Genomic DNA, 13,831 nt, shown 5'->3' with positions numbered 1-13,831 from the left:
GGACTTCACCGCCAAGGTGGTCTCGCTCGGGGGCCGGCACCACCGGATCCGCCCCTACACCCCGCGCCATAACGGGAAGGTCGAACGGTACAACCGGCTGATGGTCGATGAGGTCCTCTACGCCCGCCCGTATACCTCAGAGACAGCTCGGCGTGAGGCGCTGGCCGTGTGGGTGAACCACTACAACTACCATCGGCCTCATACCTCCTGCGGGGACGCCCCTCCGGCCTCGTTGGCCCCGGCCCGAGTCAACAACGTCATGCCCTCCTACACCTAGGGGCTCGAATCACTGTCGACGTCCCTGAGGGTCCGACGCCAGAGGTGCGGATTCACGCGCCGTTCTGCAGGCGAGCGATTCCCGTCTCGGAGATCTCCGACATCACTTCAGCCAGTGATGACGGCATGAACCACGGACTCCTCAACTGGTTCGTCACGGGCCGCGCTTCAGCCCCCGGCGGGGTCCGCATCAACAACGGCGGTCGGGCCCGCGTCACGATCCGGACCCGTGACGGGTCGCTCTTCAACGTCGTAGTGGACGATCACGACCAGGCGAGCCGCCTGGTTGAGGATGTCCGGTCGATCAGAGCACGCTCATCCGGCTAAATCGGTCGTTAGTGACGAGGGGCCCCGCCATGCGCCGTGTGCGCCACCTCCGGCCCTGCCCGCCCGCCGCACGGCTCGCCACAACCAACCCGCTAGAGCGGCAGCCGTCCGTACGTTTCGAGCGAGCCCTGGGGTGCGCGGGGGCGCCCACCTGGACACCCAGTGTCACGCCGACCGGATCCCGCCCGATACGCGAAGAGTCCACCGCGCGTCGTGTGGAACCTTGCCTGCATCTCGACAGCAAAGGCCCTTGCCCACCGATCCGCATCGTGACACAGTTCACCCCATGATGCAGCAGCAGTGACGCCGTGGGTCCGACGACCCACCACCGGCCTCCCCGCGCGCCCGTCTCGAGCACGGCTCGACGGGTGCCTCTGCGCCCACCCCTTTCTTCAGAAAGCAGTCACCGCATGCCTGACATCATCGAATTCCCCCTGCCCGTCTCGTCGGACGACCCCCACTGGCGGGCCTACTGCCAGCTCGGAGACGAGTACAACCACGAACTGATCGGCACGACCGAGTGGGACGAGACCCCCACGGACGCGCTCATCCAGGCCGCCGCCGAGACCGACCACACGCTGCGCCGCTACCTGGCGTACGTCGACGGCGAGGCGGTCGGCTACGCCCGCGTCCTGATCAACCAGGTCGACGACCCTGACGCGGCCGCCCTCAACGTCTACGTCCACCCGCGGCACCGCGGACGCGGCCACGGCCGGGCACTGGCCGAGCGGCTCGTCCTGGACACCGCCGGCCTCACCCGTTTCGAGACCTGGCCGCTGACGCCGCGGCCGGTGGCCGGGCAACGGACGCTCACCCCGCCCAACGGCGCCGGCGCGGTGTCCGCCGAACATCCGGGTGTGCGTCTCGCCCAGTCCTACGGCTTCGCGCTCGTCCAGATCGAGCGGGTGAGCCGGTATGACTTCGCCGATCCGGGGATCGACCCCGCCGTCGCCCTGGCCGAGGCCGAACGCGTCTCGTCGGACTACGAGCTCCACGCCTGGGAGGGCGCGGCCGACGCGTCCCTGCAGGACGACCTTGCCGTCCTCAAGGCCCGCATGGCCACGGACGTGCCCTCCGGGGAACGCACCGTGGTGGAGCAGGTGTGGGACGCGGCCCGCGTGCGTCGCATGGACGAGCAGATCCTCACGACCGGGCGCCTCTTCCGCGCGGTGGCGCGGCACCGCGCCACCGGTCGGATCGTTGCCCTGAGCGAGCTGGTGGCGCCCCGCTCGCGCCCGGACGGGCTCATCGACCAGTGGGACACCATCGTGCTGCCCGAGCACCGCGGCCACCGCCTCGGCATGCGCGTGAAGGCGGCGAACCTCATCGCCGTGCGCGACGCGCTGCCCGGGGCCCGCGCGATCATCACGTGGAACGCCGAGGAGAACCGGCACATGCTCGACGTCAACGAGGCGCTGGGCTTCCGGCCCGTGCTGGCCGAGGCGTCCATGGAAGCGCCGGCACCGCTGCGACGTCGCTGACGGCCCGCGACCCGCGGCGCCGCCTCACCCCCGCTCGAGCGTCCGCTGGGCCGCCTCCCGCACCGCCCGCGTGAGCCGCACCAGGCGCGTCACGGGCAGTGTGGCCGCCTGCCAGTACAGGGGCACGAGGACGTCGTCGAGCCCGGGCACGCGGACCAGCCGGCCGGCGCGCACGTCCTCGACGGCCTGGGCGTCCACGAGCATCCCCCACCCCAGGCCGGCCCGGACGGACCGGTGGAACCCGTCGAACGACGGCGCCAGGTGCGTGGGCGGGGCGACGTCCAGCCCGGCGCCGCTCAGCGCGAGGCGCTGCAGGTCGTCCTTCGCGTTGTAGCGCATCATGGGCATCGCGCCGAGGTCGACGACGTCGCCCGCCGCGTGCCGGGCGAGCAGGGCGGGCGAGGCGAGCGGGACGTAGCGCATGCTCCCCAGCGGCTCCGCCGCACACCCCTGCACCGGCTGCGGCTCCGTGGTGACGGCGGCCAGCACCTCGCCCCGGCGCAGCAGCCGGGCGCTGTGGTCCTGGTCCTCGACGTGCAGGTCCAGGACCGTGTCGTCCCAGTCGGCGGCCTCGGCCAGGACGGGCCCGAACCACGTGCCCAGCACGTCGGCGGGCACGGCCAGGGAGGTGACGCTGCGCCCGGCCGCCGTGCGGCCCAGCCCGGCCCACGCCTCCTGTTCGAGCACCCGCATGTGCCGGGCCACGCGCACCAGGCCGATGCCGGCCTCGGTCGGCTCGCAGGGTGTGCCGCGCCGGAGCAGCACCTGGCCCACCTCCCGCTCCAGGGCGCGGATGCGCTGGCTGACCGCGGAGGCGCTGACGCCGAGCTCGTACGCGGCCGCTTCGAACGAGCCCTCGTCGGCGATCGCACGTAGCGCCTGCAGCTGATCCAGGTTCATGAAGTAGAGCTTAGGCACCTGCAGTTCTCTTCGTTTGGCTCAGGCCCGGCCGGGCTCTAGCGTCCTCACCCATGTGGACCCTCGCCGGCACCGGCCTGCTCACCGGACTCGCCCTCATCGTCGCCATCGGCGCCCAGAACGCCTTCGTGCTCCGCCAGGGCGTGCGCCGAGAGCATGTGGGCGCCGTCGTGCTGGTGTGCATGGCCTCGGACGCCGTGCTGATCCTGGCCGGCACCGCCGGGGTGGGCGCGCTCGTGCAGGCCGTGCCGTGGCTGCTCGAGGTGCTGCGCTGGGGCGGTGCCCTGTACCTGCTCTGGTTCGCGGTCTCCTCCCTGCGTGCCGCGCTGCGCCCGCAGGGGCTCATGGCCGAGCAGGCGCCGCGCACCGCGGGTTCGGTCATCGCCACCACGCTCGCGCTGACCTGGCTCAACCCGCACGTCTACCTGGACACCGTGGTGCTGCTGGGCAGCCTCGCCAACCAGCACGGCCCCGACGCGCGGTGGGTCTTCGCCGCCGGCGCCGTCGCCGCCTCGGTCCTGTGGTTCACCGCGCTCGGCTACGGCGCGCGCCTGCTGGCCCGGGTGCTCGCCGACCCGAAGGCGTGGCGCGTGGTGGACGTGGTGATCGCGGTGGTCATGGCGGTGCTCGCGGTCCGGCTCATCGCCGGTTCCGACGTGTGGGACTGAGCCGGCAGACGCCGGAGCGCGCCTCCGGCACGAGCCACTACCCGCGCTCACCCCGGAGGTCGGCGCGAGCCTGACGCAACGCTTCGCGGTAGGACTCCGCCTTCTGGTCGTAGAGCCCCGCAGGCGAGGCCTCCCCTACGAGGTCGCTCAGCGAGGCACGCCGCTCCCCGCGTTTCCGCTGCTGATAGGACACGACGTCTTGGAGCCGGATGCGTCGGTGCCGACCACCGGTCGTCCTCTCGTACGGCAACGCGCCCTCCTCGAGCAGCCTCACCAGCGTGGGACGACTGATGCCGAGGAAGTTCGCCGCCTCCTGTGTCGTGAGCAGCTGGTCGACGGGTGCCACCGTGATGGCCTTGCCCACCCGCATCGCCTCGACGACGTCCCGCAGGACGTTGAAAGCCTCTGGCGGCAGGGGGACCTTCTGCCCATCAGGGCCGACCAGGGCGGCCGGCTGCGTCAGGCCGTCGAGGAACCTGCCGACGTCGAGCATCTCCTCGAGGTCCGTCGGCGGCAGCACCGTGTGCTTGTCATTCACCGTCGCAGTCATGGAACAAGACTACCCGCGAAAACGAAAAATTCGCAGTTTCCTCTCGCGTCCGCTTCCCCGCTCCGGGGCGCTGCGTCAACCGCGCGCGTAGGCGAGCGACTCCTCGATGATCCCGACGACGACTGCCAGCTCTGCCTCGTCCCGCGGACCGTAGAGCATCCACTCCGTGCCGAAGTCCGCGTAGCCATGCGGTTCGAGCCATCCGAGCTCGGCCAGACGGACGCCGCGCTCGGGCGCCAGGACGAGGTGCACTGACGTGTCGTCCACCCCATGCAGGTGCACCGGCTCCCAGCGCCGGCCTGGTGAGAGGTTGACCTCCGGGGTGCGCTCCTCCGGCCGGCCTGTCAGGTGGACGGCGCGCGACGTTGCTGGCGAGACGGTGCTGTGGCCCTCCTCGACGCCGTCGAGGGCGAACACCGCAGCGACCAGACGGCCCCACAGCTCCGGCGATGATCGCTGATCAAGCTGTCGGTGGGGCCCCTCGGTCGACGTCGCGGGACGACCGCCCGGCCGGGGATCGTCAGCGGTGAGCCGGACACGGGGGCTCGCATCAGGATCCATGCAGACGATCCAGACGGGGCCCCGCCGGCCAGGCAAGGCCACCAGGCCCCCTCACTCCCCGCCCAGCTCCTCCCGGAGGAGCCGGGCACCGGCCACGAGCGCCGCCGTCTTGTCCCGCGCCACCGAGCGAGCCAGCGGCGCCATGCCGCAGTTGGTGCTCGCGATCAGCTTGTCCGCGTCCACGAACTCGAGGGTCTCCCGGAGGGTCGCCGCGACCTCCTCGGGCGTCTCGATCTCGTCGCTCGCCACGTCGATCGCGCCGACCATCACCTTCTTGCCGCGCAGCAGGCCGATGAGCTCCGCCGGCACCCGGGAGTGGTGCCGCTCCAGGGCGATCGTGTCGATCGTGGACTCGCGCAGCAGGGGGAACGACGTCTCGTACTGGCGCCACTCCTCCCCGAGCGTGGCCTTCCAGTCGTTGTTCGCCTTGATCCCGTAGCCGTAGCAGATGTGCACGGCCGTCTCACACGTCAGGCTCTCGGCCGCACGCTCGAGCGTCGCCACGCCCCAGTCGCGGACGTCGTCGAAGAACACGTTGAACGCGGGCTCGTCGAACTGCACGACGTCGACGCCCACCGCCGCCAGCTCCCGCGCCTCCTCGTTGAGGATGCGCGCGAACTCCCACGCGAGCTTCTCGCGGCTGCCGTAGTGGCGGTCGGCGAGGGTGTCGATCATGGTCATCGGCCCGGGCAGGGTCCACTTGATGGGCCGGTCCGTCCGCGCGCGCAGGGCCTTCGCGTCGTCCACGAACACCGGCGCCGGTCGGCCCACCTCCCCGACGACGGTCGGCACGCTCGCGTCGTACCGGTCGCGGATCCGCACCGTCTCACGCCGGTCGAAGTCCACGCCGCCGAGGTGCTCGATGAACGTGGTGACGAAGTGCTGGCGGGTCTGCTCGCCGTCGCAGACGATGTCGACGCCCGCGCGCTCCTGGTCGGCCACGGCGAGGGCGAGCGCGTCGAGCTGGCCCTCGCGCAGCTGCTCCCCCTCGAGCTTCCAGGGCGACCAGAGCGTCTCCTCCTCGGCGAGCCAGCCGGGCTTCGGCAGGCTGCCGACGAGGGCGGTGGGGATCAGGGTGGTCATCGGGTCTCCTCGGTGTCTCGTGCGGCGTGGGCGGCGGCCCAGCGCTCCAGCAGGTCGCGGTGCGGGCCCACGAAGTGCTCCTGCGTGTACTCCCCCTGCTCCCGGCCGAGGCGGGCCCGCTCCTCGCGGTCGTAGGCGATCCGGGTCTGCGAGAAGTCGCCGTGGTCCAGGCGCGGCCGGTACACCTCGCCGGCCCCGGCGTTCGCGTTGTAGATCTCCGGCCGGTAGATCCGCTGGAAGGTCTCCATGGTGGCGATCAGCCCGGCCAGGGAGAGGTTCGCGTGGTCGTTGAGCAGGTCGCCCCGCGAGTAGAACGCCAGCGGCGCCACGGCCCCGCGCGGCAGGAAGCACCGGATCCCCAGGCCCATCCGGCCGAAGTAGCGGTCCGTGCGGGAGGCTTCGTCCTGGCGGTATTCGACCCCGAGCACCGGGTGCTCGTTCGTCAGCCGCCGGTAGGTGCGGCTCGTGGACACGCTGATGCAGATCACGGGCGGCTGCGGGAACCGATCCCGGTACGCCTGCGAGTCGAGCAGGTGCCGGAACAGCCGCCCGTGCAGGTCGCCGAAGCCGTCGGGCTCCTCGGTCCCCGGCGACGTCGCCGCGTGCGCGGGCAGCACCACGGAGAAGTCGTGGTCGCGGACGTAGGAGGAGAAGTTGTTCCCCACACTGCGGCCGAGCACGGCGCCCGTCGCGCGCTCGACCACCCGCACGTCGAGCATCTCCATGAGCGGGAAGTCGACGTCTGCGCCGTCGTCGGCGGTGAAGTGCACGTCGATCGAGACGATCTCGATCCGTGCCGTGTAGCGGTCCCGCTCCGGGTTGTCCCAGGGGGCGAGGTCGTTGAGGCGCCCGTCGATCATGGCCAGGGCGGCGCGCAGGTTCTCCCGCCGGTCCGCGCCGCGGGCGAGGTTCGCGAAGTTCGTGGTGGCGCGCGTGCTGGCGGCGGGCGTGTAGTCCTCGTCGAACGGCGTGGTGTGGATGCTGAACGTCAGGTCGTCCACGCGGGTGGGCACGGTGCTCGGGACAAGGGTGGCGTGGCTCATCGGGTCCTCTCCGGAGTGCGGGCGCGGGTGGTGCGGTGGTGGGCGGGACGGGGCACCGTGGACGACGACGGCGCCCCGCGGCCGGCGGCGACGCGTGCGGCGCACTCGAGGCCCGCCTCGAGGTCCGCCTGCAGGTCGGCCACGTCCTCGATGCCGACGGAGAGCCGGACCAGGTCCGTGGGGACGGCCAGGGGCGTGCCCCGCACGGAGGCGTGGGTCATCTCGGAGGAGTAGCAGAGCAGCGATTCGACCCCGCCGAGGCTGACCGAGAGCGCGAACAGCTCGGTGGCCTCGGCGAAGGCGCGGGCCGCGGCCTCTCCCCCGGCCAACCGGATGGAGACGATCCCGCCGAAGCCGTCCATCTGCCGCGCGGCGAGTGCATGGCCCGGGTGGTCGGGCAGCCCGGGGTAGAAGACCTGGGCGACCTCGGGGCGGCCCTGCAGCCAGTCCGCGAGCGCGGCGGCGTTGGCGCCGTGCCGGTCCATGCGCAGGCCGAGCGTCTTGAGGCCGCGGGCGGCGAGGTAGGAGTCCTGCGGGCCGGCGACCGCACCGGCGGCGAACTGCTGGTAGGCCACCGCCTCGGCCAGCGCCCGGCCGCGGAACTCGCGGTCGGCCACCACCACGGCGCCGCCGAGCACGTCCGAGTGCCCGCCGATGTACTTGGTGGTGGAGTGCACCACCACGTCCGCGCCGAGGTCGAGGGGCCGCTGGAGGTAGGGCGAAGCGAACGTGTTGTCCACGACCAGCAGCGCGCCGGCGTCGTGGGCGATCTGCGCCCAGGCGGCCAGGTCCGCGATGCCGAGCAGCGGGTTGGAGGGCGTCTCCACCCACAGCAGCGCGGTGCGGCCGGGACGGACGGCCGCGGCGACCGCCGTCGGGTCGGTGATGTCCACGGGGGTGTTGGACACACCCCACGGCTCGAGGACGGTGGTGATGAGGCGGTGGGTGCCGCCGTAGCCGTCGCCGCCCAGCACGATGTGGTCACCGGGGCGCAGCACGGCCCGCAGGAGGGCGTCCTCGGCGGCGAGCCCGGAGGCGAACGCGAACGCCCGGTCGCCGTGCTCGAGGGCGGCGAGCTGGGTCTCGAAGCCGTTCCGGGTCGGGTTGGAGCCGCGGCTGTACTCATGCCCGGCGCGCAGCACGTTGATGCCGTCCTGCACGAAGGTGCTGGTCTGGTAGATCGGCGGCACCACGGCGCCGGTCAGCGGGTCGGGCTCCTGCCCGGCGTGCACGGCGGTGGTGGTGAAGCCGCGGACGGCGGGACGGGACACGGAGCGGGTGGTGTGGTGGACGGCGGTCATCTCAGCGCACCTCCTGGGTGACGGCGGCGGTCTCGGGGACGGCGGGCGTGGTGGCGGGGACGGCCGGCCCGGCGGCGGTCACCACGGCCAGGGCACGGTCCAGGTCTGCGATCAGGTCGTCGGGACACTCCAGCCCGATGGAGAGCCGGACGGTGGTCTCGGCGATCCCGGCGTCCTCGCGCTGCTGCTGCGTCAGGCGACAGTGCGTCATGGTCGCCGGGTGGGAGACGAGGGACCGGGCGTCGCCGACGTTGACCACCAGCTGGAACAGCTCGAGCGCGTCGAGGAACGGGGCCACGGCCTCGGGGCCGCAGGCCAGGTCGAAGGAGAACACCGAGCCGACGCCGTCCGGGAAGTCGCGGGCGGCCAGCACCGCGCTGGGATGCCCGGCCACGCCGGGGTGGTGCACCCGCGCGACGGCGGGGTGCCCGGCCAGGTGTTCGGCCACGGCGAGGGCGGTGGCGGTGTGGCGGGCCACGCGCAGGTCGAGCGTCTCGAGCCCCTGGATGAACTGCGCCGCGCTCGCGGGGGCGAGGGTGGGGCCGAGGTCGTGCAGGAACTTGCTGCGGGCCAGCGTCAGGTAGGCGCCGCGGCCGTGCCGCTCGACCAGCGTCTGCCCGCCGTAGCGGGCCTTGGGCCGGGCCAGCTGCGGCCACCGGTCCGGCGCCGCGCCGTAGTCGAACGTGCCGCCGTCCACGATCGCGCCGCCGAGCACCGCGCCGTGCCCGCCGAGGAACTTGGTGGCCGAGTGCACGACGACGTCGGCGCCGTGCTCCAGCGGCCGGTAGAGGGCCGGCGTCGCGAGGGTGCTGTCCACCACCACGGGCACACCGGCCGCGTGGGCGAGGTCCGCGAGCGCCGGCAGGTCCGGGAGGGTGGCGAGCGGGTTGGTGATGGCCTCGAGGAAGAACGCGCGCGTGTCGGGCCGGACCGCGGCGGCCCACGCGGGCGGGTCCGCCGGGTCCGCGAAGGTGACCTCGATGCCGAAGTCCGCGAACGTGTCCGTCAGCAGGTCGACGGTGCCCCCGTAGAGCTGGCTGGAGGCGACCAGGTGCTTGTCGCCCTGCAGCAGCGCCAGCAGGGACAGCGCGACGGCGGCCTGGCCGGTGGCCGTGGCGATCGCGCCGATGCCGCCCTCCAGTGCGGCGAGGCGGTTCTCGAACACCGCGACGGTCGGGTTGCCCGTGCGGCTGTAGGTGAAGCCGGGGGTCTCGAGCCGGAACATCGATGCCGCCGTGGCGTGGTCCGGGAAACGGAACGCCGTGGTCTGGTGGATGGGCGGGACGACCGGCCGGTGGGGTGCGGCGGGCTCGTAGCCGGCGTGGACTTGCTGTGTGGCGTGACGGGGCATCTGCTCTCCTCCATCGGTCCTGGCGGTAGCACCGGGCCTGCCGTTCCCGGGGGTCCGGGTCCGGCGGGCGGGTTGCTGCGGCGTCGTCGAGCCAGATCTCTCGGCCGCTCTGGATGGGTGGTGAGCCCATCCCACGCGGTGGGCCGCCGCGAGTCCAGCGGGCGGCCGGCTCGCGCGTCACATGAGCCGCCACCGCGCCATCCAGGACCGGCCGGAGCCTCTCCGGGGCGCGGCGGGCCGTGGCAGACCCGTGTGACGGACCGGCGTGGAGGGGGGGTGTGTCAGACTCCCGGGCATGACGCAGAGCACACCGGGCGGACCGGCCACGGGCCTGCCCGACTTCCGTCCCTCGGGCAACCAGGGCGTGGACCCGGCGCTGTACGAGATAGAGAACGCGGCCATGGACCGTGAGGGCGCCCTCTGGGCGGCGCTGCAGGAGGCGGCGCCTTGGGCCGGGCGGACGCTGCTCGACCTCGGTGCGGGCACCGGCTTCTGGCTGCCCCGCTACGCCGACGCGGCCGAGACGATCGCCGTCGAGCCGGACGTGCGCCTGCTGGGGGCCGCCCGCGCCCGCCCCGGCGGGGCGCGCGTGCTGTACGGCTCGGCCGAGCAGATCCCGCTGCCGGAGGCGAGCGTCGACGTCGTGCATGCCCGGTTCGCGTACTTCTTCCCGCACCCGCGCTGGGACGTCCGACCCGGCCTGGACGAGGTCGCCCGGGTGCTGCGGCCCGGCGGCGCGCTCGTGGTGATCGACAACGACACCGAGCGCGGCCAGTTCGCCGAGCTGCTGCGGGCGAGCACGAACGCCGCGGCGCAGGGCCAGGACACGTACGCCCGCGAGTGGTGGGCCGGCGTCGGGGCCCAGACCCGCGAGGTCATGAGCTCGTGGACCTTCGACTCCCGCGCCGACCTCGAGGCCGTCCTGCGGCTGGAGTTCGAGCGAGGGGTCGCCGACGCGTGGCTCGCCGAGCACCCCGCAACGACGTCGCTGAGCTACGGCTACCTGCTCCACGTGTGGCGGTGAGCACGGACCCGCGTCGTCAGACGCCTGCCCCCCGCACCCCTGACGCTGAGACGCCCCCGCCGCCGGAAGGACGGGCGCGGTGGCTGGTCGCCTCCAACGCCCTCGACGCGGGTGGCCGGTCCGCCACGGACGTCGCCCTGGACGTCCTGGCGGTGCTCCTGCTCGGCGTGGGCGCCGACGGCATGGGCGTGCTGATGACGCTCTCCGGGTTGGGATTCCTCCTGCTCGGCGTGCCCATCGGCATCGTGGTGGACCGGCACCTCAGCCCGCGGCTGCTCGCGGCCACCGGCCTCGCCAAGGCGGCGGTGCTCGGCTCGCTCGTCGTGGCGTGGGCGTTCGACGCGCTCACGTTCGGTCACCTCGCCGCCGTCATGGCCCTGCTGGGCGTGCTCACGGTGCTGGCCGAGACCACCCAGACCGCGCTCGTGCCGCGCGTCGTGCCGGCCACCGCCGTCGCCCGCCTGACGGCGCGGCTCGAGTCCGCCGACGCCGCCCTCGTGTTGATCGTGCCCGCCGCGGCGGGCGTCCTCGTCGGGTCGCTGGGCGCGGGACCCGTGCTCGGCATCGCGACGGCGTTCCTCTTCGCGGCGGCGATCGTCGCGCTCCGGGTACGGCTGCGGCCCTCCGCCGCGGTGGACATTCCGGACGACGACGGGGACCCCGGCGTCGCGGACGTCCTGTCCCGCTGGGCCCGGTTCGGGAAGGACGCCGCGGAGGGGTGGACGGTGCTGCGGCGCACCCCGGTCCTGTGGCTGCTGACGATGGGGTCGGTGGCCGCCAACGTGGGCATGGCCCTCTTCGCCCCGGTCGAGGCGGTCTGGATCCTGACCGACCTGCGGCTCGGGCCGGAGTTCCTGGGCGTCCAGATCACCGCCGGTGCGGTCGGGGCACTGGCGGCCTCGTCCCTGGCGGGCCGGGCCATCGACCGCCTGGGCGAGCGCCGGTGCATCCTCCTCGGCTCGGTCGGCTGCGCCGTGGCCGTGGGGCTGCACCTGCTGGCCTACGCCGACCGCGCTCATGCCGGGCCGTGGCTGCTGGCCGGCGCCGCCCTCTGGGGGTTCATGGTCCTGCTCGGGAACATCACCCAGGCCGCCGTGACCGCCCGCGCCTGCCCCGAGGGCACACTCGGGCGGGTCACCGCGATGCGCCGCACCCTCACCCGGGGCTCCGTGCCGCTGGCGACCCTCGCGGGAGGTGCGCTCGGGGCGACGCTCGGGGTCGGCTGGGCGCTCGCGGGGTGGCAGGTCCTGGCGGTGGTCTCGCTGGCCGCCGTCGTGCCGGCCGCGCGACATCTCGGGCCGAGGACGGCTGAGCGCTGAATCCGCGCGACCGATGCTCCTTGCGCGGGCCGTCCGGAATAAGGACGACCCGCGTAGAGAACGTCGGCCCGGCGCGGGACCACCCCGCCGCGCGTCCAGCCCGGCACCCGGCTGGCCCCGCTCAGCCTTCCTGCGTGATGCGCAGGGTGCGCAGGCGGCGGTAGAGCGTCGCCCGGCTCACCCCGAGCGCGGCGGCGGCCCGCACCTTATTGCCGCCGGCCGACTCCAATGCGTCGATGATCGCCTCCCGCTCGGCCCGTTCGAGGCCCAGGAGGGGGACAGTCCCTTCCCCACGGTGTGATGCGGGCAGCTCAGCCACCGTCACACGGCCGCCCCCAGCCCTCCGCCCAACACGGCCCACGACGTACTCCAGCTCGACCAGGTTGCCCGGCCAGTGCTGCTGCGCCAGGACGCGCACGGCCTCCGGGGAGAACATCGGCGCCGAGGCGCCGTGCACCTGGGCCGCCATAGCCGCCAGCAACGCCGGGAACTCGGCGAGCCGACGGCGCAGCGGCGAGAGCTGGACGCGATGCTCCGTCAACGCGAGCACGGCCGAGACATCGGTCGTCGGCTGCACCTGGGCGGTCATGACAATCCGGCACCGCCCCTGTCGGAGGGCTCGTCTCAGTCCTGGCAAGAGCCGAGGTTCCAGCGCGTCGACGTCGTCAACCACCACCGGCGGGCCGGGCCGCCGCACGAGGGCCTCGAGCCCCCGTAGCCAGGTCGTGTCCTCGGGGGTCTGGGCGCGGCCGACCTCGAGTATGACGGCGTCGGGGCCAGCGATCCTCCGGGCGGCCGCCGTGCGGCCGGAGCCGGGCTCCCCGATCACGCTCACCGAGCCCCGTGCCTCGCGGGCCGCTTCGACGGCCGGAGCCCAGGTCCCGCGCCCCGCCCCCGGCGTGGGACGCGGCGTGGTTTCCGTCGCGGCCCTCTCCAACCGCATCAGGGTCATGCCAGACGCCTCGGACACGTCCGCGACGCTGAAGCCCCCCGCCACGCCCACATCGCCACCGTCGAGCTCCCCCCGCCGCGCTCGCACCGCCAGGGCCCGCAGCTCCGATCCGTCGAGACACCGCACCAACCGCTCCGCCGCGGCATTCAGGAGGATCGACTCCTCACCCACGCCCACCACGGCACTACCCCGGCCCCGGGTGAGGCGGCGGAACTCCGTCAGAAGCCGCAACTCGTCTGCGTACGTGGCCGCGCCTAGCGCCTGCTCAATCTGTCGTCCGAGGTGCCGGGCCAGGCCCTCCACGAGCGTCGGCGTCGCCCCGGCGAACGTCACCACGCTGAGCGCCCCATGGACGCGCCCGACGCCCGGATGCGCGAGGGGCACCCCGAAGCAGGAGAAGGCCCGGAACGCGTCGAGATAGTGCTCCTCCCCGTCGACGGCGACGCCTCGGCCCAGCTCAAGGGCGGCGCCGATCCCGTTGAACCCCGCCGCCTCCTCGGCCAGGCAGACCCCCACATCCAGCCCCCGCCGCCGAATCTGCTCCCCCAACGCCGATTTCCATGGCCCCACGAGGCGGATCAGTCGTCCGCTGCGGTCGGAGGCAAAGAGGAAGAGGTCAAGGCCGGCGAAATCACGCGCCACGTCGGCCAGGGTGGTGGCGACCGCATGGTCGAGTGCCGCCGCGCGTGCCCGCACGTCGAGAGTGGCAGTGGTCAGCGTGTCGTCTGCGCGCACCCCGTGCAACCGGGACCGCCGCCAGCCGGATTCCGTCTCGAGGCGATTCGACACCATGACGGTTATGCCCGCCCGTGCGGCCACTCTGAGATGCACATCACGGTCGAGAAGCCTAGGTGTTGTGGGTCATGAGGTTCTTGCCACGAGGCGCCGGCTGAGATGAGACGAGTGGGCCTCTCCCGCAGGAGGGCGTGTCAGATGGTCTGTGTAAGCCGTACCGAGAGGAACGGTAAGAATCATGA

The 13,831-nt window shown here is 73.1% G+C and carries 13 protein-coding genes; 5 read left to right on the top strand and 8 right to left on the bottom strand.

The window, feature by feature from the left end:
• A partial coding sequence (locus NR073_RS10810; protein WP_256748793.1) for an integrase core domain-containing protein occupies positions 1 to 277 on the top strand: 277 nt, incomplete at its 5' end.
• Positions 278 to 1,013: 736 nt separating this feature from the next.
• Positions 1,014 to 2,084 (top strand): GNAT family N-acetyltransferase, encoded by a 1,071-nt coding sequence (locus NR073_RS10805; protein ID WP_010080043.1) that lies wholly within the window; start codon positions 1,014 to 1,016, stop codon positions 2,082 to 2,084.
• 24 nt (positions 2,085 to 2,108) lie between these two features.
• On the opposite strand, the gene NR073_RS10800 is transcribed toward NR073_RS10805, so the two are convergent.
• On the bottom strand, positions 2,109 to 2,984 hold the full coding sequence (locus NR073_RS10800; RefSeq protein WP_012751104.1) for an ArgP/LysG family DNA-binding transcriptional regulator: 876 nt from the start codon (positions 2,982 to 2,984) through the stop codon (positions 2,109 to 2,111).
• Positions 2,985 to 3,055: 71 nt separating this feature from the next.
• Here NR073_RS10800 and lysE point away from each other — a divergent pair, with 71 nt between their 5' ends.
• On the top strand, positions 3,056 to 3,670 hold the full coding sequence (gene lysE, locus NR073_RS10795; protein WP_036339513.1) for an L-lysine exporter: 615 nt from the start codon (positions 3,056 to 3,058) through the stop codon (positions 3,668 to 3,670).
• A 37-nt stretch (positions 3,671 to 3,707) separates the two neighbouring features.
• Here the strand turns inward: lysE and NR073_RS10790 are convergent, their stop codons facing one another.
• From NR073_RS10790 to NR073_RS10765, 6 genes are all read right to left on the bottom strand, one after another.
• On the bottom strand, positions 3,708 to 4,220 hold the full coding sequence (locus NR073_RS10790) for a helix-turn-helix domain-containing protein (RefSeq protein WP_012751105.1): 513 nt from the start codon (positions 4,218 to 4,220) through the stop codon (positions 3,708 to 3,710).
• A 75-nt stretch (positions 4,221 to 4,295) separates the two neighbouring features.
• Positions 4,296 to 4,637 (bottom strand): luciferase family protein, encoded by a 342-nt coding sequence (locus tag NR073_RS10785; RefSeq protein ID WP_010080039.1) that lies wholly within the window; start codon positions 4,635 to 4,637, stop codon positions 4,296 to 4,298.
• A gap of 195 nt (positions 4,638 to 4,832) precedes the next feature.
• Positions 4,833 to 5,864, bottom strand: a complete 1,032-nt coding sequence (locus tag NR073_RS10780) for a methionine synthase (protein ID WP_036339515.1) — start codon at positions 5,862 to 5,864, stop codon at positions 4,833 to 4,835.
• Positions 5,861 to 6,907, bottom strand: a complete 1,047-nt coding sequence (locus NR073_RS10775) for a DUF1852 domain-containing protein (protein WP_012751106.1) — start codon at positions 6,905 to 6,907, stop codon at positions 5,861 to 5,863. Before NR073_RS10775 ends, NR073_RS10780 begins: the two co-directional genes overlap by 4 nt.
• The gene (locus tag NR073_RS10770; protein WP_036339517.1) at positions 6,904 to 8,208 is read right to left on the bottom strand and encodes a cystathionine gamma-synthase; all 1,305 of its coding nucleotides are present in this window, start codon (positions 8,206 to 8,208) and stop codon (positions 6,904 to 6,906) included. The genes NR073_RS10775 and NR073_RS10770 overlap by 4 nt, the downstream gene beginning before the upstream one ends.
• Before the next feature lies 1 nt (position 8,209).
• Positions 8,210 to 9,559 (bottom strand): O-acetylhomoserine aminocarboxypropyltransferase/cysteine synthase family protein, encoded by a 1,350-nt coding sequence (locus NR073_RS10765; RefSeq protein ID WP_036339520.1) that lies wholly within the window; start codon positions 9,557 to 9,559, stop codon positions 8,210 to 8,212.
• Positions 9,560 to 9,854: 295 nt separating this feature from the next.
• Here NR073_RS10765 and NR073_RS10760 point away from each other — a divergent pair, with 295 nt between their 5' ends.
• Positions 9,855 to 10,583: a class I SAM-dependent methyltransferase gene (locus NR073_RS10760; RefSeq protein ID WP_036339527.1), complete on the top strand. Its 729-nt coding sequence runs from the start codon at positions 9,855 to 9,857 to the stop codon at positions 10,581 to 10,583.
• Positions 10,580 to 11,902 (top strand): MFS transporter, encoded by a 1,323-nt coding sequence (locus NR073_RS10755; RefSeq protein ID WP_256748831.1) that lies wholly within the window; start codon positions 10,580 to 10,582, stop codon positions 11,900 to 11,902. The genes NR073_RS10760 and NR073_RS10755 overlap by 4 nt, the downstream gene beginning before the upstream one ends.
• 121 nt (positions 11,903 to 12,023) lie before the next feature.
• On the opposite strand, the gene NR073_RS10750 is transcribed toward NR073_RS10755, so the two are convergent.
• Complete coding sequence (locus tag NR073_RS10750; protein WP_069941395.1) at positions 12,024 to 13,646, bottom strand: helix-turn-helix domain-containing protein; 1,623 nt, start codon at positions 13,644 to 13,646, stop codon at positions 12,024 to 12,026.
• Between the last annotated feature and the right edge of the window lie 185 nt (positions 13,647 to 13,831).

Source organism: Micrococcus sp. Mcc28, from assembly GCF_024519775.1.
Taxonomy (GTDB): Bacteria; Actinomycetota; Actinomycetes; order Actinomycetales; family Micrococcaceae; genus Micrococcus; species Micrococcus luteus.
This window is presented reverse-complemented; position numbering and strand designations above follow the sequence as displayed.

Coding starts and splice junctions, on each gene's coding strand:
- NR073_RS10805 (WP_010080043.1), top strand. CDS start 1,014: ATGCCTGACATCATCGAATTCCCCCTGCCCGTCTCGTCGGACGACCCC.
- NR073_RS10800 (WP_012751104.1), bottom strand. CDS start 2,984: ATGAACCTGGATCAGCTGCAGGCGCTACGTGCGATCGCCGACGAGGGC.
- lysE (WP_036339513.1), top strand. CDS start 3,056: ATGTGGACCCTCGCCGGCACCGGCCTGCTCACCGGACTCGCCCTCATC.
- NR073_RS10790 (WP_012751105.1), bottom strand. CDS start 4,220: ATGACTGCGACGGTGAATGACAAGCACACGGTGCTGCCGCCGACGGAC.
- NR073_RS10780 (WP_036339515.1), bottom strand. CDS start 5,864: ATGACCACCCTGATCCCCACCGCCCTCGTCGGCAGCCTGCCGAAGCCC.
- NR073_RS10775 (WP_012751106.1), bottom strand. CDS start 6,907: ATGAGCCACGCCACCCTTGTCCCGAGCACCGTGCCCACCCGCGTGGAC.
- NR073_RS10770 (WP_036339517.1), bottom strand. CDS start 8,208: ATGACCGCCGTCCACCACACCACCCGCTCCGTGTCCCGTCCCGCCGTC.
- NR073_RS10765 (WP_036339520.1), bottom strand. CDS start 9,559: ATGCCCCGTCACGCCACACAGCAAGTCCACGCCGGCTACGAGCCCGCC.
- NR073_RS10760 (WP_036339527.1), top strand. CDS start 9,855: ATGACGCAGAGCACACCGGGCGGACCGGCCACGGGCCTGCCCGACTTC.
- NR073_RS10750 (WP_069941395.1), bottom strand. CDS start 13,646: ATGGTGTCGAATCGCCTCGAGACGGAATCCGGCTGGCGGCGGTCCCGG.